The organism is Actinacidiphila polyblastidii (assembly GCF_036353415.1).
GTDB lineage: Bacteria > Actinomycetota > Actinomycetes > Streptomycetales > Streptomycetaceae > Actinacidiphila > Actinacidiphila polyblastidii.
The window spans coordinates 220,109-240,096 of record NZ_JAZEWV010000009.1; the positions used below are offsets into that span (position 1 = coordinate 220,109).

Here is a 19,988-nt window from a genome sequence, read left to right on the forward strand (position 1 = left end):
TCCGGGTGTGCGAGATGGGCTGCGGGTCGGTCAGGCCTGGCTGCCGACGCCGGTGTTCGAGTGCTGGCTGCCGCCGGGGTCGTTCTTGTCGTCCGTTCCGTCGCCGTCGGTGTCGGTGGCGTCCGGGTCGTCGTTCGTCCACTGCGGGTCGTCGGTGCCGAGACCGGAACCCGTGTAGCTCGACGTGTCGACGGTCTTGCCGTCCTTGTCGGTGTCGGTGATGCTCCGGGTGCCGTTGCCGCTCGCGTCGCCGTGCACCTCGATGACGGTCTTCGACCCGTCGGTGTGGGTGATCGTCGTCGTGTAGCTGTGGTTGTCCCCGTAGTCGGTGTGCTCCTGGTACTTCAGGCCGCCGTCCCCGTCGTCGATCGTGGTGTCGGTCGACTTCATGGTGCCGTCGGCGTCGTACGTCGTCTGCGTCGAGTGGTGGACGTTGTCGGTGCCGTCGCCGTCGTCGTGGCTGTACTCGTAGCCGGTCGGCTCGTACCCCGGGGGCTTCGGGGCGTTCGGGTCGTCGGGGTCGGCGAGCTTCTGCTGCTTGGTGTACTCGTGGCCGTCCTTGTCCCAGGCGTGGACGGTGACGGTGTGCTCGGTCAGCCACTTCCAGTCGTCGTAGGACTGCTTGTCCATCTCCCACTGGCGGTGATAGAAGTACGCCGCCTCGGCGTTGGCCTGCCCGGCGAGGCTCGCGTCCATCTCGAACATCTTCTGCGCCGCGACCCGGTAGGTGCCGCTCAGGGACTCCAGCAGCTGCCGGGCGTTCTCCCACGGACCCACCCACGCCCAGAAGAAGTGGTTGACGGCCTGGAACGCCCCGCCGAGTTCGCCCGCGTCGTAGGAGGACTCCCGGCCGAAGAGCCTGGAGTCCGCGAGCCGGTCCTTGAGCACGTCCGTGTCGTTGGCCAGCTGGTTCAGCAACTCGTAGTCGATCGCTACGTCGAAGTCCGGCATGTCGTCTCCCTCCGCCCGCCCGGCCGACACCTCGCCGCCAACGGATACGTGTGTTGATGGCCACATGTCCCGCCACATGCTGAGGCACAGGGCGCGGCTGTACTCACACTACGCTGGAGTGGTACGTGTGAACCAACCACCCCGGCACACCTTGCGCCACGGGTGGTTCGACTGTACGGAGGGCACGCATGGGGCGGCCGGCGGACTGGAGCGCGCTCGGGATGCACGACGACCCCACACCCGGGGACGAGTCCGTCCTGGCGGACTTCCAGTCGGCTCTGCACGACACCGAGGAGCTGGGCCACGAGATCACCAGCGGCCTGAACCGGGTCCTGGACAGGACCGGCTCGGGCAACGGGTTCGTCGGCAGGGCGGCCGACGCGCTGCGCGAGAAGATCGACGGTCACTTCAAGCAGTTCATCGACGCCATCGGCCGGTCCTTCGCTCTCGCCGCGGACGCCACCTCGGCCTACAGGTCCGCGGTCGCGGAGGCCCAGGCGAAGGCGGACCAGGCCCTGTCGGCGGCGCAGGGGCTGTCGAAGGACGACCTGCAACTGGCCGCCCACAAGGCGCAGGCGCACACCGCGCAGGACGAGTACCGCAGCGCGGTCAGCACCTACCGCAGCCGGCTCAGGGATGCCGAGGACCTGATCCGCCAGCCCATCAGCGGCTGGCAGCTGTTCCTCAACGCCATCGGCATCCTGGAGATCATCCTGGCCATCGTGGGCGCGATCTTCGGCGGCTGGTTCGGCCTGCTCGCCTTCGGCCTCGGCATGGTCGTCTTCATCGGCACGCTCGTCGAGTTCGCCGAGGGCAAGGCGAGCGCCCTGGACGTGGCGCTGGCGTTCATCGGCATCCTCTTCCCCTCCACCAAGGGCATCGGAGTCGGCGGTGTCGCCAAGGGCGTGTTCAACGCGCTGAAGAACCTGCCCGCGTCGCTCTCCGAGGGCTTCGGCAAGCTGGGCGGCACCCTCGGGCACCTCCTGACCGGCGGCATCACCGTCAAGGGCGTCCACAGCGCCGTGACCGCGCTGCCCGGTCTGGTCCTGCGCGGGCTGGCGGGCCTGGCCGGCCTGGCCATGAAGGGCGTCAGGATCACCGCCGCCGGCCTGAAGATGATCGCCGGCACCTTCCGCACCGACTTCCAGGTCGCCACCGCGGGCGTCAGCGGCACGATCGGCAAGGTGGGCGTCTACGCCGTCAGCTTCGGCGGCCGCCTGCTGCTCGGCGCCACCCTGCCGGTGGACTTCTTCGAACTGGGTGTCGGCCTCAAGGGCGCCTTCACCATGGGTTTCGGCACCCGTCTGCTGACCCCGACCGCCCACCTGTCGCAGACGGCGATCGGCGGCGGCCTGCACATCGGCGGGCTGACCGGCGGACTGACCGGTGGGCACGGCGGCCTCGCCGGGGCGCCGACCGGCGCCGCCTTCGACGGCCTCGGCCACGGAGCCCTGCACGGCATCGGCATCGGCGTCGGCAACGGCATCGGCGGCATGAACAGCGGCCTCACGTCCCTGCATGCGCTGAACCTGGGCAGCGCCCCCGGCTCCGTCGGCAACCTGATGGCGAACGCGGGCGGCCTGGACGCCGTCGACCACCTGGCCGCCTTCGACCACTCCACCGGCTTCCAGCGCACCGCCGGGGGACTGCTGGAGCCGCTGCCGACGAACCCGGGCGGGACCGCTCACGCCGGCGCGCACGACCTGTCGGATCCCGGCTCCGGCCTGCACGCCCTGCGGGGAGACCTGACGCCCTCCGGGTCCGGCCTGCACGCCTCCTTCACCGACGCCCTGTCCTCGGTGCGGGTGGCCACCGGCCACGTCGAGGACTTCCACGCGCTGGGCATCCCCGAGCTGCGGAGCATCGTGGACGGAGACGTCTCCGGCATCCGGATGACGCAGGACGGCATCACCCTGCAGGTCGGCGCCCAGAACGGCACGCCGACCACCTTGCACCTGGACTACCGAGGCCCGGGCCTCACCGACGGCGAGGGCAGGCGGGTCGTCGTCGCTCCCGAGGTGCACGAGGCGCTCGGCACGGCCGACCCCGCGGCGGCGCCCGGCGCCGCCCACGGCCTCCAGGCGCCTCCCGCGGCGGCCCCGGCCGGCCACGTCACGGCTGACGTCAAGACCGCTCCCGCCGCCGCCACTTCGCTCACCGGCGACGTCAGGGCCGGCTCGGGAGACGTCGCGTCCGGCGGCGCGGGCAGGACCGCCGGCACGGCAGCGCCGTCCGCCGGCGGCGGCGCCACCAGGGCCGCCCGGGACCTCGACGACCTCTCCGGCGGTGCCACCAGCCTCAACGCCCCGGAGCGGCTGGCCGAAGAACCCGAGAGCGCCGCGGTCACCGCACAGGCCGACCACCTCGGGGTGTCGGCCCGCGAGGGCCTCGACCTCCTCGGCCGGCGTGAGGGCGGCGCCGGCGACGCGGCCGGCGCGGCCCACGCCACGACCGCACCCGACGTACACCTGACCGGCGTCGAGCGCGCGCCGGTCGACGGCGCGGGCGCCGCCCCGGCCGGCGAGCACGTCGCTCTGCGTCCGACCCCCGCCGCGGCCCCGAAGCCGCGCCCGCAGGCGGCCGGCGGCAAGCCGGCGCCGCTGAGCAGGTTCGAGGCGGTCACCGGCGGCGTCACCGGGAAGACCGGCAGGGAGCGGCTGACCACCTGGGACGACTACGAACTGTCGAGCGCCGAACTCGCCGCCGCCAAGCACCGGCTCGACCGCACGGGCGGCGGGCTCGGCCGGCCCTCCGAGACCGTCGACCAGGCCGCCGCCAAGCTCGACGTCCAGCGGGCCGAGGTCGCCCTGGACGTCACCGAAGGCCGGATGTCCACGCTCGGCATGGACATCGGGACCATCGAGGGCCACCTCGACGCGCTCGGCGTGCCGGGACCGCGCCCGAGCCGGATGTCCGGCTCCTCCGCCGGGCAGGGGATCGAGCCGGGCGGGAAGCCGGGCGGGAAGCCGGGCGGGAAGTCGGGCGGCGCCACCGCGGTCCCCGCGAGGGCGGGAACGTCCCTGCCGTTCTCGCCCGGCGAGATCGAACGGTTCTGGGGGCTGGACGCGGAGCGCGTCGACGCGCTGTTCGGCGGCCCGCACGATCCGCTGCGCGGTGACCGTCGGGAGCTGTGGCGTCGGTTCACGCAGGCCCGGTACGACGTGGGCCGGATCGAGGGGCAGATCCGCGCCGATCAGCCGCACGCCGGTGGATCGAGCGGGCCCGGCGCGCACCAGGTGAGGCTCCGGCAGGACCTGTCCGCGGCGAGGAGCGGCCTGGACGACCTGCACCACCGGCTCGGCGAACTGGGCCTCGCCCCCGCGGACATGGACCGGCGGCTGTGGGAGCTGCACAGCCAGGGCCTGAAGGACCGTCCGCGGCTGGACGGCTCCGGCGTGCAGCGGCCGGCGCCGCGCGGCGCGGGGGAGCCGGCGACGCTCGACGACCTGATGGCGGCGCAGGAGAAGGCCCTGAAGGGCATGCCGGGCGCCCACTCGAAGGTGGGCCAGGCGCAGAAGTCGTACGACGCGAACGCCGCCAAGATCGCGCCCCTCCAGGAGAAGCTCGCCGAGCGCCAGGCGGGCACCAACAAGGGTGCGACGGAAAAGGCGGAGAAGGACGTCCTCAAGGCCCAGGCCGCCCTGGACAAGGCCGGCACGACCCTCGACGCCGCCCAGGTCGAGCTGAAGAAGGCCCAGGACGCCCTCGACAAGGCCGCCGGCGATCTGGCCGCCGGTGTGCACGCCCGTGTGGCCGCCGGTGATCTCGCGCAGCGGGAGCTGCACCGGTACGTGGAGAAGTTCGCCTGGGCCGGCCACCTGGACCTCGCGGACGTGCTGCGGGCGCACGCGGACGACCTGCACCGGGTGACGCAGGCCCGGCGGGACGCCGGGGGTGCCTTCCGCTGGGATCAGACGGCGCTGTCGGGCGAGGACGTGAAGCGGCAGGCGGAGACCGTCCTGTCGCAGGCCGAGGCGCTGGAGGATCTGCTCGGGCCGGGGGCGGCGTCGGGCCGCACGGGCTCGGCCGACGTGACGGTGACGGCGGAGCTGAAGAACGCCGTGAAGGCTCTGAAGGGCTCGGCGGAGAGCCTCGGGTCGATGCTGGAGAAGGGGTTCATCAAGGACGCGGCCAAGGTCGGCGGCGTCTACGGGTTGCGTGCCGAGCACGGTGCGCTGTCGTTCGCGGCGGGCAAGCTCGCCCAGCGGGTCGACGACGCCGTCGGAGCGAACGCCACCGGCACGGTGGTCCACGTCTCCGACGTCTTCAGCACGCGGAAGGCCGTCGGCGGCTTCCACGACCTGGCCCAGGTGGTGCGGAGGTTCCGGTCGGACAAGGCGTACGCGGACGTCCCGACGGGGACGCAGTGGAAGTCCGTCCTTCCGGGCGGCAAGGGGGACTGGGACGCGCTCTTCGGCGACCTGGACAAGCTGACCGCCGACCAGCAGAAGACCTTCGTGCGTGACCTCTCACGGCAGAACCTGGAGCGCCTGACCTCCGACGTCGAGCGTCTCCTCCAGGAGATGCCGGACGGTCTCCGGGAGGATCTCCGTGGACTCGTGGGCAGACTGCGCGATCTCGACTACCGGGTCAAGCACGCGACACCCGCGTACCACGCGATCGCGAACAGCGGTCTGATGTCGTCGCAGGGCGACCTGGCGCGGCGGGACGTCAAGTTCCTCGCGTCGGGGAAGAGTTCGGCGAAGAACACCTCGAACCTCGGGAACGACGACTTCGTGTTCTTCCGGATGGACGTCGGCGACGGGCCGATGGCGACCCGTTACGGCCCGACCACGCTGGTGTTCGACGCGAAGGTGCTGGAGGAGCACGGGGGCTGGGTCTCCCTGCACGACCAGCTGCAACCGCTGGACCGCCCCGCGATGCAGAAGTTCGAGGTGAGGCAGCCGGCGGCGCCGGGGTCCGCGCCGACGGCGAAGGTGTTCCGCAGCGCGGAGTACGACGAGGGATTCGCGGCGATCGGCAAGCACGCCCAGTGGACGTACAGGTATCCGCAGAACGGTGACCTCACCCGGACGGTCACGTTCGAGAAGGAGGTGTTCCACGGTGCGGACGTGACGCACGCTCTCGCGTTGTCGGTGGTCCGCGAGGTGATGCACATGGGCGCGGAGTACACGCAGCTCGCGCTGAAGATGTCGGCGGACGACCTCGGCCGTCTGGTGTCGAAGCTGTTCCGCCCGGAGGCGAAGTTCGGTTCTGGCCTTCCGATCACGCCGAAAGCCGTGGAGGCGTGGGAGGCCGGCGGGCAGGCCGTGCTCGGTGTCGGTCCCAAGCCGCTGCATGTCCATGATCCGGATGGCGACGGCCGGTACTTCAGCGACGGCACGATGGACCCGATCGGGCGGTTGGCCGGCAAGCACTTCGACGCCGCGGACGACGCCTTCCGGTCGGCTGAGCACGGCGTGCAGGGGAACAGCACCGACAACCTCGACCAGAAGCTGAAGGCCGCGAAGGCCTCCCTCCAGGAGTCGCTGAAGCTCACGCACGCGTGGAGGGCCGGGAGCAACGAGGATCGCCACAAGCTGATCGACGGCCTCATCGCGAAGCGCACCGCACTCCTGGAGAAGATCGAACACCTGCAGGAGAACCGGCCGTCGGCCGCCAAGGACGCGCACGGCCCACGCCCCGGCAAGGCGGCCGCCCCCGGGCCCGAGGAGACGCAGCAGGCCAAGGGAGGCGCCCCGAAGGGAGGCGCCCCGAAGGGAGGGGCGCCGAAGGGGGCGAAGCCGAAGGGGGCGGAGGCGAAGGCCCCGGCCCAGCCGGAGGTGTCGTCCGCCGTGGACAACGGGCCGGCCGACGCGCTGACGACGAGCGACGGCGCCGGCCCCGAGCCGAAGGCGTCCGGTCCCGCCCGGCACGCCGACGTCCCGGCGACCGCTGCGCGGTCCGGCACGGCGCCGACCGGGCCGCAGGCAGCCGAAGGCCCACCGCCGCACGAGGCCGGACCGGAAGTCCCCACCCACACCGAGCCGCAGCCGGAACCGGGGCCGCAGCCGGAGCGGCAACCGGAGCCGGAGCCGCAGGCCGGGGGCGACCCCGGCACGACCCCGGTCCGCGACGCCGCGCCGACCGGCGCACCGCAGGGCACGGCGGCCGCCCACGACGTCCCGAACGCCGCACCCACCGAAGCGCTGCCGTCCGGCGCCGGCGCGGGCCGGCACGACATGCTGGACCCGGCCGTCTTCAAGAAGCACACCGCGACGCAGACCGGCATCCGCTCGCGCTCCCGTATCCACGTCTTCGACGACCTGCTGCGGGTCTACCAGGCCACTCCCGGGTCCGAGATCGCCAGGCGATCCGAGATCCTCCGCCAACTCGCCCAGGAGGCCCGCCAGTACCTGGACCACGCGCCCAACCTCCGGCGCGTCCCCGGAGTCGAGCGCCTCCTCGCGCAGGCCGAACGCGAGGCGGGCGCGCTGCCGGTCCCCGGGCCCGGCGCACACGACTCCGCGCCGTCCGGGGCCGGCGCGGGCGCGCCCATCCCTTCCGCGGCTGCCCGCACCGACCTCGATCCGCCCTGGGCGGCGCAGTACGCGCAGGCCGAGACGATCCTCGGGCCAGGCGGTGCGCCCCTGCGGCAGGCGTGGGCCGAGCTGACCCGGGCGCGGCAGGTCCTCCGCGACGTCAGGAACCTGCGTCGCGCGCCCGGCGCCGCGAGCACGTCGCAGGGTGTGAGCGCCGTCGACCTCGAGATCGCGAGGCGCCTGGAGTCGGCGGAGGGGGACTTCGCCACCGCGTTCCGGACGGTCCAGGACCTCGGCCTGGAGCCCAGGGCGATCGAGGAGCGGCTGCGCGGGCTCGACCAGGACGCCGTCGACGCGCGGGGGGCGACGCTGGGCGCGGGGCCGGCGGACACCCTTCCCGCGTCGGTCCCGGTGCCGCTGGACACGGTGAAGCTGAGCGATTCGGGCGTCGCCGACATCAACGGCCTCGTGATCCGCACGACCAGGGACGCGGACGGCACGATCGGGCACCAGCTGCTCGACCTGTCGGGCCGGCCCGTGCCGGACCGTACGGTCACGCCGGTGGCCGGCGGCGGCCATCGCGTCCACGACACCCGTTCGGGAGCCGCGACCACGTACAACGCCGGCGGTGTCCGCGTCGCCGACGAGATCCCGCTCGCCGGCGTGGGCGGACCGGGAGACGGCCCGACGCTGCATGTCGGCCTCGACGGGCGGGGCCGCCCCGACGCCGTGCGCGTCCTCGGCGACCCGGACGCCGACCGGTTCTCGGCCACCCTGCTGCCCGACCGCACCGTGCACGTCACCGACCACCGCTCCGGCGGCGTCACCCACGTCGACGCAAAGGGCCGCCCCCTCGGCGACGTGCCCGACCGCGCCGCCTCCGTCCCGCACGACGGCGCGCGGCCGTCGACGCACGCCGGCCGGCCCACGGACGGCGGCGGCGGGAAGCCGCCGGGGGCCAAGCTGTCGAAGCAGCAGAAGGAGGCCCTGCACGCCCCGAAGAGCGGCCCCGACCCGCGGCTGCGGAAGCTGCTGGCCCAGAACGGGTACGCCACCGGCGACCAGTTCGGCGTCGCGGCGGCCCTGCACAGCGACCCCGGCCTCCATGTGCTGCTGATCCGCGACCGGCGGGACCACCGTGACCGCAGTGCGGCCATCCGCGACTTCTACGTGGACAGCGGCATCGACCCCGGCCGCGTCCTGGTGAAGGAGGTGGCGCGGGGCCAGAACGCCAAGGCGCTGATGAGGGAGCAGTGGCGGGAGGTCAACGGCGCCGTGCTGAAGCTCGACGACGTCGAGGAGCCCGCGAGGACGGTCGTCGAGAAGGACCTCATCGTCCCGGTCGGCGCCGCCACCACCTGGGTCGGGCAGCGCTTCAGCCCCGAGCTGCGCGACACCCTGCGTGCCGGGTGGCGGCTCGACGACGCCCACTTCACCACGGAGGCGCAGCAGGAGGTCGGCGCCTGGCTGCACGGCAGGGGCGTACCCGAGGTGACCGGGCGCGACGTCGTCGTGCTGTGGACCCGGTTCAGCGGCAAGCGCGGAGAGATCCACGTCGAGCACGACACCAGCCACACCGGCACCCGGCAGATCCTGGACGGCCTGCACCGGCGCACCGCGGACCGGCCGCGGGGCCCCCTCGTCCTCCTCGTCGGAGACGCCTCCCCGCACGCCGGCCGTCCGGGCAAGTTCCCGGCCATGGCGAGCGAGTTCCGGGACAGGGGCCTCCAGGTGCACGACCTCACCGAGTTCTGGAAGGGGTCCCCTGGCGTCCACAGGTGGGGCGGCGACACCCGCATCGGCCAGATGAGGCTGTTCGAGTACCTGAACCGGGCGAGCGACGGGCGACTGAAGCACCTCGGGTTCCGCAGCGGCAATCTCGAGGCGATGGCCCTGTCCGGCCACCAGGTCCGCTACCTGGAGGAGGCGGGGAGCATCGGCGGCGACCGCATGGCCAAGTGGCACGCGGTCGACGGGACCGGTCGGACCGCAGCCAACGCGCTCGCGCCCGGCTACACGCGGATCGTCATCAAGCACCCGCCCACCCGTTCCGGCCGGATCGCGGTCGAGCTGCGGGACCTCCGGAACGCCAAGCAGGACGCGTACAAGGGGAGGATCCCCGCGCACGCGCAGCAGGACATCAACGACCTCACCGACTCCTTCGAGCACCCGAGCTGGGTGCCAGGAGGCGGCGACCGCCCGTACGTCAGGAACCTCAAGCCCGTCGGGGCCCACCACACCAAGGGCTTCGACGCGTCCGACGTGGACAAGGCCCTCGACTACCTCACCGCACCCGACGCGGTCAGCGTCCGCGGGGGCACCGGAGCGCCGCTGCCGCCTCCGGCCCGTATGACCGCCGCGGGTCAGATCGGCGGAGCCGACCGCGTGTTGCCGTCCCAGGAGGCCGTCACCGCCGTCACCCGGGAGCTCGTCGCGCACTTCGGCGACGTGCTCACCCAGGCCCAGCGCGACACGCTGCGTGCCGACCTGGAGGCACAGGTCGGCAGGGAGGTCTGGCCGTCGCTGTCGGCGATGACCCGCGGCGAGTCCCGGGTCCTCACCGTGGACGCGGCGGGATTCAGCGGCGACGTCACGGTCCGCGCGAAGGTCACGGCGGCGCGCACCGACGGGGCTTTCGCGAGCCTGGAGTTCGAGGACGGCAGCGAGTCGCTCGTCCGCGACGGCTTCCAGCGCGAGACGCGCTCCGCCGTCACCGTCGGTGTGCTCGTGAAGGGCAAGGCCGCCGCCAGGACCGATCTGACGGGACACCTGTCCTCCCTCTGGTCCCGCTCCGCGTCGCACCGCACGACCTCCGGCGGACGGCTGTTCAGCCGTACGAAGACCCCCGAGCCGGCGCTCGGGATCGACGTCGAGGTGCGGCTGGAGTTCGACTTCTCCGCGGTCGGCGGCACCTTCGGCGAGCGGCTGCCGGCCGGTGCCGCCGACGGCGGTCGCGGCGGCCGGATCGAGGTGTCGACGAGGGTGCCGGTGGCCGCCGCCGAGGGCGACCTGCGCCCGCTGTCCTCCGTGGAGCGGCACTACCTCCCGCCGGCGCGCGTCGAGCAGACCCTCGCGCTGGGCGGCATGGACACCGTCCGCGACCTGTTCGTCGTGGACGCCGGCGGCGAACGCGCCGCCGGCACCGTGCACGACGCCCTCCTCGGCGGGACGGACGACCCCGACTCGCTGGAGTCCTACGGCAGTCGGGTCTTCGGCGACGGCTGGCCCGCGGTCCGGGAGCTGGTCCTCGACCGCATGGGCTCCCTGGACTCCCTCCAGTACCGGCTCAGGGGCATGACGGCGGGGGAGCCGCTGGAGGTCGACCTGGGACCCGATTCCGGGAGCCTGCTCGTCACCGCCGAGGTCTCGACGATGACGCACCTGCGCAACACCGCCGCGACCGAGTTCAACACCGGCTCGGACGTCACCCGGGTCTACACCCGTGTGCGGAGTTCCGAGCACGGCGTCCGGGCGGCGATGACCGTCCAGAGCGCCGACCTGCATGCCGGACCGGTCTCCCTCACCGGCCTCGCGCACGGCGAGTTCGAACGCGAAGGCGCCCTGATCCGCCAGGAGTCGGTCAGGTCCGGCACCGCGGTCAAGATGAAGGCCCCCGGCGCCGTCTTCGACGGCGTCGCCACGCTCTCCTTCGTCCACCGCCCCGCGGTACCGGCGGTCCCGGGCGCGCCGGCGGCCCACGAGGTCACGCCTGACGCGGGAGGCGCGTCGGCCGCGTCTGCGGCGTCGGCCGGTGCCGCGCCCGGCGGACGGGCCCGGCTCGGCTTCCAGGTCCTCGTCGACGCGGCGGACGCCCGCCCGGTCCCCGGGCCGACCGCCTTCTCCGCGGCCGGCCGGCCGCCGGGACCGCGCCGGACGGCGGCCCCCCTCCTCCAGGAGGGCGACCACGCCTGGCGGCCCGCAGCGGCGGTGTGGGACGGGCTGCCGTCCCACACGGTCGTCATCGACGTCCTCTCGGGCGAGGAACGGGCCCTCGACGCATCCGGGTCGCCCCGGCTCGGCGACCTCGTGGACGGCCTCGGCCGCGACTACTTCGGCCGCGACTGGGCCGCCGTACGCCCGGCCGTGCACGACCTGGCGACCCGTGAGCAGCTCGCGGCGACGCTGCCCCCGCTCACGCGGGGCGCCACCGCGCGCAGCACCCCGCTGCCCGTGCCGCTGCGCTCCGACGCCCGGTTCGCCCTCGACGGGCGGCTGGAGTCGCTGGCGTACGTGCGGAATCTGGACGCCGCCGAGGTCAACCTGCTCAGCGACCTCGCGGACGAGACCGGCGGCCGGCTCGGTTCGGGGTGGAGCCACGGCCAGTGGGCCCAGGGCGGCGTACAGCCGGAGCTCGCCGGCGACGTCACCCTCGCCGTGCAGGCCCCGGGCGGCGCTGTCGCGCACCGGTACCGCACGGGCACCGGGGTGTCCGGCGGGCACAGCAGTGTGGCCGGCGCCAAGTACCCCGAGCCCATGGCGGTGTACATCGCCACCGCCGGCGTCGACGTCCGCCTCGGTCGCGTCGGGGAGACGGCGGCGCACGGCGGCCGCACCGAGGTGCGCTTCGTCGTGGCCCTCCCGCAGAGCCACGCCCAGCGCTACGAGGTCACCGCGCAGGGCGCGGGCGCCCAGGTCTTCCACCGCCCGGCCGCCGCCCCGGAGCCCGTACCCGCGGCCCCGGAGCCCGTACCCGCGTCCGCGCCCGTACCCACGCCCGTACCCGGCACGCCCGCTGCCCGCTCCGGCCCCACCGTGCGGCCCCCGCTCCGGGTGACCGGCTCCGGCCGGATCGGCGGCGGCGACATCGTGCTCGAACTGCCCGGCGACGGCGTGGTCAAGGCGATCGAGCAGCAGCTCTCCGGCGCGTTCGGGGAGCGCTGGGACCAGGTCGAGGGCGAGGTGGCCCAGTTCTTCGACTCGATCGCCCTGCGGCCCAAGGCCGCGGGACTCACGTCCGGTGACACCTGGGGCGGCACCTTCCGCGCCGGTCCGGTGACCGCCGAGATCCACATCACCGCGGCCGCCGCCACGATGACCGGGTTCCTGCGGGTCGAGGAGAAGTTCGAGTTCGAGCAGGGCACCGAGTCCGCCACCGCCGCTGCCGTGCAGAGGGCCGCACACGTACGGCGCACCGTGTGGGGGCGTGCCGGCTTCAAGGCCCCGCACGTCTCCTTCACCCTCGGCCACGCGCGTCACAGGGAGTCGGTCAGCGGGCACGGCGCCGACGTCCGCGGCGGTGTCGTCTCGAAGAACAAGACCGTCGAGCCGGCCGCCCTGTTCGACGGCCGGGTGACCTACACCGTCCACGCCAAGGTCTCCGGCGCGCTGCCGGGCCGCGGCGGCGAGCGGACCTTCACCGTCGCCCAGCACGGGCGGTTCGCCTTCCCGGTCCGGGACCTGCCCGCCGACCCCGTGACCGGCGCGCCCCACCGGCTCGAACAGCACTACCGGGTTCCGGACCGCATCGCCGACTCGCTGCGGCTGGGCGCCGAGGACGTCGTGCTCGACACCCACCCGGTGCGGACCGGCCGGACACCGGCGGCGGACGCGACCCAGGGCGCGCCCGCCGCACACCTGGCGGAGGACGTCCTGCGCCAGCTTGACCCGATCGGACCGAAGGTGTTCGGCTCCGCCGCCGAATGGAGGTCGGCACGGGCCAAGCTCCTGGAGCGCCTGCCCGCGTCGGAGTTCCAGCGCCGGCTCAAGCCGATGATGTCCGGTCAGCCCTGGGTGGTGCGGGTCGGCGGCCGGCAGGTGGTCATCCACGCGAGCGTCAAGGAGATGACCCACACCGCCAACACGAAGGCGACCGAGTTCCACTCGGCCACCATGGACAGCTCGGGCAGCGGCCGCACGCGGACCGGCCCGAACGGACCGCAGATCACCTCCGACGGAACCAACGTGACCGTCGTCGGCACCTCCGACCCGGTCGGCGCCTCCCCGGCCGAGGTCTTCGGCGGGGCGACCCTGGCGCACACCACCCAGTCCGAGCACCTGGTCGACTCCTCGTCCGGCGTCCGCTCCGCCGCCGGCACCAAGACCAAGGTCCCCGGCAGCGTCTTCGACGGCGTGGCACGCCTGCACGTCGAGTTCCGCGACCGCTGGCGCCCCTTCGGGCCCGGGGTCGACACCCGCGTGCCGAAGGAGGCCGTCGAAGGGCAGGCCCGCTTCAAGGAGCTGCGCGACAGGGTCCGCGAGCTCCAGCAGCGGCACGACGACGCCCTCGGGAGCGACCGTCCGCACCGCGGGGCCGATGAGCTGAAGACGCGGCTCGACCAGGCGAAGGCCGAGTTCGACCGGGCGCTCGTGGAGCAGAGCGTGCGCGTCCGCGAGGGGGTCGACGCCAGGCGGAGCGGTCAGGGGACACTCGGGCTCTCCCCGATGACCAGGCGGACCTTCGGTGTGCGGGCGCGCAGGATCGGCGAGGCGGAGATCGGCTTCCAGGCGCTGCTGCCGAGCGCCGATGCCGTCAGGGTCTCCGGCCCGGACCTGGCGCGCTTCGAGGCCCCGGCGGTGGGCGCCGGACGGCCCCGGCCCGCGCGGCGCCCCGGGGAGCGGCCACGCAGGGCCGCGGTGCCCAGGCCGCCGGAGTCACTGCTGACCGGTGGCATGTCGGACGGCCAGCTCGTCCGGGACCTGCCCGACGTCCAGTCGCTGCGGGGCCTGCTCGACAGCGAGGGCGGCAGGGCGTTCGGCGGCAGCTGGTCGCATGTCACCCGCGCCGGCAAGGAGCGGGGCGAGCTGGTCATGGGCGAGTTCACCAAGGACCGGCTGATGGCCGCGCTGCCGCGGCTGACCCGCGGGGGCGAGCTCAAGGGGGAGACGTTCCGGGTGAACGGCCGTGAGGCGTGGGTGTCGGCCACGGCGGAGATCGTCGACCTGGCGCACGCGCGCCCCGAACCAGGAGCCGAGGTGGTCCTGGCCGGCGAGACGTTCTCCGCGGTGAGCCGACGCGGCCTGCACTCGCGGCAGTTCTTCGTGCTGGGCCAGCTCGGCGCGGCCGCCGGCGCCATGGAGAACAAGCTCGGGGCGGCGCTGACCTTCGGCGGCGGCTTCCGGCGCCGGACCCGCGGCGACCAGGTCGGGGGCGGGCGTACCTTCGGCAACGCCAAGATCCCGAACCCGCTCGAACACTACGACGGCCACGTCAGGTTCACCTTCACCTTCCACCACGGCGGGACGGACACGCGCGTCTCGGGTGTCGTCCCGATCGGCGTCTCGGTGCCGTCGTCCCAGATCACCGGACACGTCCTGGCCGAGCGGGGCCATGTCTTCACCCGGCCGGGGACTCCCGCCCACGAGACCGGCGCTCCGGCCACCGCGCACGCCGGGCGGGCCGATGGACCCCGGCCGGGGACCGCGACGGCGCCCGGGACACATGTGACCGAGGGCGGTACGACCTCCGCGACCGGGACACCCGGCGCGGGTGAGGCGCCGTCAGCCGCCACGGAGGGCCGGGCAGCCCCGAGCCCGATCTCCGTGGCGCCGGCGCCCGGAAAGGATGACACACTGGAGTCAACACGTGTCGACGGCACCGAGCCGGTCGGCGTGGTCGTGACACGTACTCTCCCTGAGGCGTCGACACCCCTCGCGGAGCCCTTCACGGCCGGAACACGTGTCGTCGAGGAGGAGGCCGTGATCGAGGCACCCGCAGGCGTCGGGCCGATCCCGCCCCCGGCACCGACCCCGCCACCGCCCTCGATCCCGGCACCCACCGCCCCGGACGCGGCCTTCGACGCCGTCCGGCAACGGCACCCGGACCCCCTGGGGCACACCGGCCGCTGGACGCTGTGGGGTCACAACGGCGACACCCCCCGCACCTGCGCGTACGCGATCGAGAACAGCGCACTGGGCCTGCGCGGTGTCTTCGTGCCCCCCGGCGCCGGGGGAGGTCTCGGGGCGTGGCACTGGCATCTCCCCGGCGGGACCGAGCCGTTGGGTGCGACGCCGCTGAAGCTGCCGTCGCCGCCGGCCGCCGCGCCCGCCGACGCCGCGCCTGCGACGCCGCCGCGGATCGCCGCCGGGGCCGCGGCGCCGCACGTCGGGCCGGCGCTGGAGGCCGCCGCCTGGAGCGGCGGTCTGCACTGGCGCGCCGACAGCGCCGAGCTGTACGTCTTCGGCCCCGCGGGAGCCGAGCGCCCCGCCGCCGTCTTCGCCGACGGCCTGCGCCCGGCCGGCGACGCGCTCGTCCACGTGGCCGCACACGTCAACGGGACCGGCGCGTCCGACAGCGCCTGGCTCACCGCCACCCGCACGATCGGCTGGCTGCGCGACCAGGCCGCCGCCGGGGGCGGGCGCGCGGCCGGGCTGCTGGGCCGGTACGGCTGGCGTTACGACATCGCCGCGCCGGGCGGAGTCGACGTCGACCGGACCCTCGACCTCGCCGGGCCGCACCCCGAGCGCGAGGAGGTCCTCTACCCGGGCGGGGTGGACGGCCGCCACGTCCTCGGTGCGCAGCGCCTGGAGGAGGGCCGCCCGGTCGGCCCGTACCTGGCCAACCCCGGGTTCGTGGAGCCCGGTGACCACCGCACGCCCACCGAGGGGACCCGAGGGTGACCGTCATCCATCACGTGCGGCCGCACGCGCGCCGCGGCGCGTTCCGCACCCTCGCCGAGGCGCTGCGGGCGGCGGACCACCAGGACGAGATCCGCGTCGCCGCGGGCGAGTACCCCGAGCGGCTGCTGATCGACCGCGCGGTGACACTCGTCGCCGAGGAGGGACCCGGCACGGTACGGCTGACTCCGGTCACCCCGGGGCTGCCGGCGTTGGAACTCTCGGCCTCCGCCACGCTGAACGGCGTCACCGTGCTGGGCGCGGACCCCACCCGGCCGCTGCTGCTGGTGACGGCCGGCACCACCGACCTCCGGGACTGCGACATCGCCGGCGGCCGGGTGGAGGTCGTCCGCGCGGCGTCGCTTCGTGTCACCCGCAGCGTGGTCCGCGAGGCGGCGCTGGCGGGCGTGCACGCCGACACCACCGGCACCGTGTGGCTGGCCGACGCGCTCGTCACCGACGTCGAGGGGACCGGCATCGTGCTGTCCGGCGCCACGACCGCGCACCTCACCGACTCGACCGTGCGCGCGGTCGGCGGCTCCGGCGTCCGGGTCCGCGGCGAGGCCACCGTGACGATGCGCCGCTGCGCGGTCGACGGGCCGGGCCGCAACGGGCTGCTCGTCGAGGAGCGGGCGGCGGTGCTCGTGGACGGGTGCCGGGTCAAGGACGCGGCCGCCGAAGCCGTACGGGTGCTGGGCTCGTCCCCGCGTGCCGCGGACGACGGGACCGGCGGTGTGCGCATCACCGGTGGCGAGGTGAGCGGCGCCGGAGCCGCCGGAATCCTCGCCGCCGGCACCGCGGACGTCCTGGTGTCGACGTGTTCCGTCCACGACAGCGGCGCGGCCGGGGTGTCGGCCGACGGCGGCGCGCGGCTGGAGCTCGTCGACTGCCGGATCGCCGACTCCCACACCTCGGGAGTGGTGGTGCGCGGCTCCGCCCGCGCGGTCCTCGCCGACACCACGGTCCGGGGCGCGGAGGGCAACGGCATCCTGGTCGGCGACCGGGCCGAGGTGCGCGTCACCGGCGGCATCGTGCGGAGGACCGCCTACAGCGCCGTCCACGTCGCCGGTGAGGCGACGGCCGAGATCATCGCCCTGCGGGTGGAGGACACCCCGGAGCACGGCATCGGCGCCACCGAGCGCGCCCGGCTGACGGTGGAGGACTGCCGGCTGATCGCCTGCGGGCTGTCCGGCCTGCACGTGGACGGCTACGCGGCGGCCACGGTCGACGGCATGACGGTGCGGCGCGGCCGCAACGGCGTGACCGCACAGTCCCAGGGCGGGGTCACGATCCGCCACGCACGGATCGTCGACGTCGAGCGCGCCGGCCTCACCTGCGGGCCCGGGACCAGCCCCGAACTCACCGGCTGCCAGGTCAGCGGCGCCGGCACGGCCGGGTTCGTCGTCGCCGAGAGGGCGGCGCCGACGCTGCACGACTGCTCGGTGTCCGGCAGCACGGGCTCCGGGATGGTGGTGGCCGAGGGCGGTGACCCGACGGTGGTGCGGCTGACGGTGCGGGACACCGGGAAGAACGGCCTTTTCGTCGGGGAGGGCGGCAACGGCCGGTACGCGGACTGCGTCCTGTCGGCCACCGGGTACCCGGCCGTCTACGTCGGCCGCGGGGCACGGCCGGTGCTGCGCGACCTGCTGGTGACGGACGCCGGCGAGGACTTCAGCGCCGACGAGGGCGCCGAGCCCGAGGTGGAGCGCTGCGCCTCACGGGGCGTCGAGAAGGCGGTGTGGCCGGCGGCCCGCGCGTCGTCCGCGCGGGCCGCGTCCCCCTCCGGCGCGGCGCGCGGCGCCGCCGGCGTCGACGGTGCCGCCGAGGTCGCCGCCGTCACCGCCGACGGGTCCGTCGACGTCGACGGCCGGGAGGCGGTGCCCGTGGAGAACCTGGAGGACCTGCTCGCCGAACTGGACGTGCTGGTCGGTCTGGAGCGGGTCAAGCACGACGTCGCCTCGCTGGTGAAGCTCATGCGGATGGTCCGGCGCCGCGAGGACGCGGGACTCGCGGCGCCGCCGCTCAGCCGGCACCTGGTCTTCGCGGGCAACCCGGGGACCGGCAAGACGACGGTGGCCCGGCTCTACGGCCGCATCCTCGCGGCGGTCGGCCTGCTCGCCCGGGGACACCTCGTCGAGGCGGACCGGTCCTCGCTGGTCGGCGAGTACGTCGGCCACACCGGCCCGAAGACCCAGCGGGTCTTCGAGGAGGCGATGGGGGGCGTGCTGTTCATCGACGAGGCGTACTCCCTGACCCCGGCGGCCGGTTCCAACGACTTCGGCCACGAGGCGATCGCCACCCTGGTGAAGCTGATGGAGGACCACCGCGACTCGGTGGTGGTCATCGTGGCCGGCTACCCGGAGGAGATGGAGCACTTCATCGACTCCAACCCCGGCCTGGCCTCCCGCTTCAGCCGGACCCTGCTCTTCGAGGACTACGACACCGGGGAACTGGTGAACATCGTCGAGCACCAGGCCGAAGCCCATCAGTACCGCCTGACGGACCCCGCCCGCGAGGCGCTCATGGCGTACTTCGAGGCGACGCCCCGCGGCGAGCGGTTCGGCAACGGCCGTACCGCCCGTCAGACCTTCCAGTCCATGACCGAACGCCAGGCGTACCGGGTCGCGGAGATGACGGCGGTCCCGGACGAGTCCGACCTGATCACCCTGCGCCCGCAGGACCTTCCCGAATGGCCCTGACACGCCGGGCCCCGTCCCAGCCCGCCCACGACTCCTGGTATCCGGAGAGAGCTACATGACGACACCCTCCCCCTTCGACGGGTCCGAGCCCACGAGGCCGCCGTCGCCCGCGGACGACGAGGAAGCGCTGCCGCCGGCCGGTGCGGACCGGACGGGCGGCGAACTGCCGCTGGTCCGACAGGTCGCCGAGCCCGCCGCACCGGGCGGCGCGTCCTTCGCGGAGAGCTTCGCCCGCCGCCACTACTTCTCCGGCGCCCGCCTGCTCATGCCCGGACGCCGGGTGGCGGTCGCGGTCGCCGGTGTGACGGGCCTCGCGGTCGTGGGCGTCGGCGTGGCCGCCGGAGTCTCGCGGCTCGGCGGTGACGACACCGTGCAGGCCGCGGTGACGGTTCGGTCCACCGCCGGGGCGTCGGCGCCGCTGACGCACCGCCCGTCCGCGAGCTCCGGGCCGGCCTCGCACCGGCCTTCCGCCCCGCCGAAGTCCCGCGCCACCGGGAAGGGGGGCGGAGCACCGGCGGCCGGTGGTGCCCCCGCGCTGCCCCCGCAGGGCGGGGGAGCACCGGTCGCCGGGGCCCAGAGCGGCGGCGGCGGTGGCACACCGGCCGCAGCGGCCCAGGGCACCGGGAGCGGTACGTCCGGCACCGTCCAGAAGCCGGCCCCGCCGCCGCCCAAGGCGACCACCGCCCCCGTGGTGTTCACCGGCAAGCTGCTGTTCAACTTCGCCGCCAGCCGGTGCCTCGCCACCCAGCACCGTTCGCGGGCGGCCGGCACCCAGACCGTACTCGCCGACTGCGACAGCAGCGACCCGTCGCAGGGTTGGACGTTCCGCTCCGACGGGACCGCGCGCGACTTCGGCGGGACGATGTGCCTGGACGTCTCCAACCCGGGCGACTACGCGCCGGTCCGCGTGGCGAAGTGCTCCGCGTCGCGCGCCGCGAACCAGAGGTTCGTGCTCAAGACGTCCTACGACCTCGTCGACGTCGCTCCTGACCTGTGCGTGGACGCCAAGGACAAGAACACCGCGGCCGGTACCGTGCTCCAGCTGTGGACCTGCGCGGGCACCGCGAACCAGAAGTGGCGTACGGTCTGACGCGCGGCGCCCGCGATCCGGACGGCAGACCCCGCTCGGCGGACGCGGGTACGGGCCTCAGCGCGACGCGCCGGCCCGTATCCGCCGCACGTGTGCCGCGCTCCTCCGGGCTGGAGTCCACGATCCTCCAGCCCGCCAACTCCATGGTGCGCCACCGGCTGCGGCCCGTTCTGGAGCGTGGCGTCCTCCTCCTGTCGTGGTCCCTCGACCGGC

Annotated in this window: 4 protein-coding genes; 3 read left to right on the plus strand and 1 reads right to left on the minus strand. The window is 74.4% G+C overall.

The annotated features are described in order from the left end of the window. Window positions 1-30: 30 nt before the first annotated feature. Window positions 31-951, minus strand: coding sequence for a hypothetical protein (locus V2S66_RS14400; protein WP_330795317.1), 921 nt, complete (start codon window positions 949-951; stop codon window positions 31-33). 188 nt (window positions 952-1,139) lie between these two features. Here V2S66_RS14400 and V2S66_RS14405 point away from each other — a divergent pair, with 188 nt between their 5' ends. From V2S66_RS14405 to V2S66_RS14415, 3 genes are read left to right on the plus strand one after another with little or no spacing between them, the layout of a single operon-like run. Continuing rightward, a complete protein-coding gene (locus V2S66_RS14405; protein WP_330795319.1) occupies window positions 1,140-15,989 on the plus strand; it encodes a scabin-related ADP-ribosyltransferase in 14,850 nt (4,949 codons plus the stop codon). Next, complete coding sequence (locus tag V2S66_RS14410) at window positions 15,986-18,685, plus strand: right-handed parallel beta-helix repeat-containing protein (RefSeq protein ID WP_330795321.1); 2,700 nt, start codon at window positions 15,986-15,988, stop codon at window positions 18,683-18,685. The genes V2S66_RS14405 and V2S66_RS14410 overlap by 4 nt, the downstream gene beginning before the upstream one ends. 55 nt (window positions 18,686-18,740) lie before the next feature. Next, window positions 18,741-19,775, plus strand: a complete 1,035-nt coding sequence (locus V2S66_RS14415; protein ID WP_330795323.1) for an RICIN domain-containing protein — start codon at window positions 18,741-18,743, stop codon at window positions 19,773-19,775. Window positions 19,776-19,988: the final 213 nt, after the last annotated feature.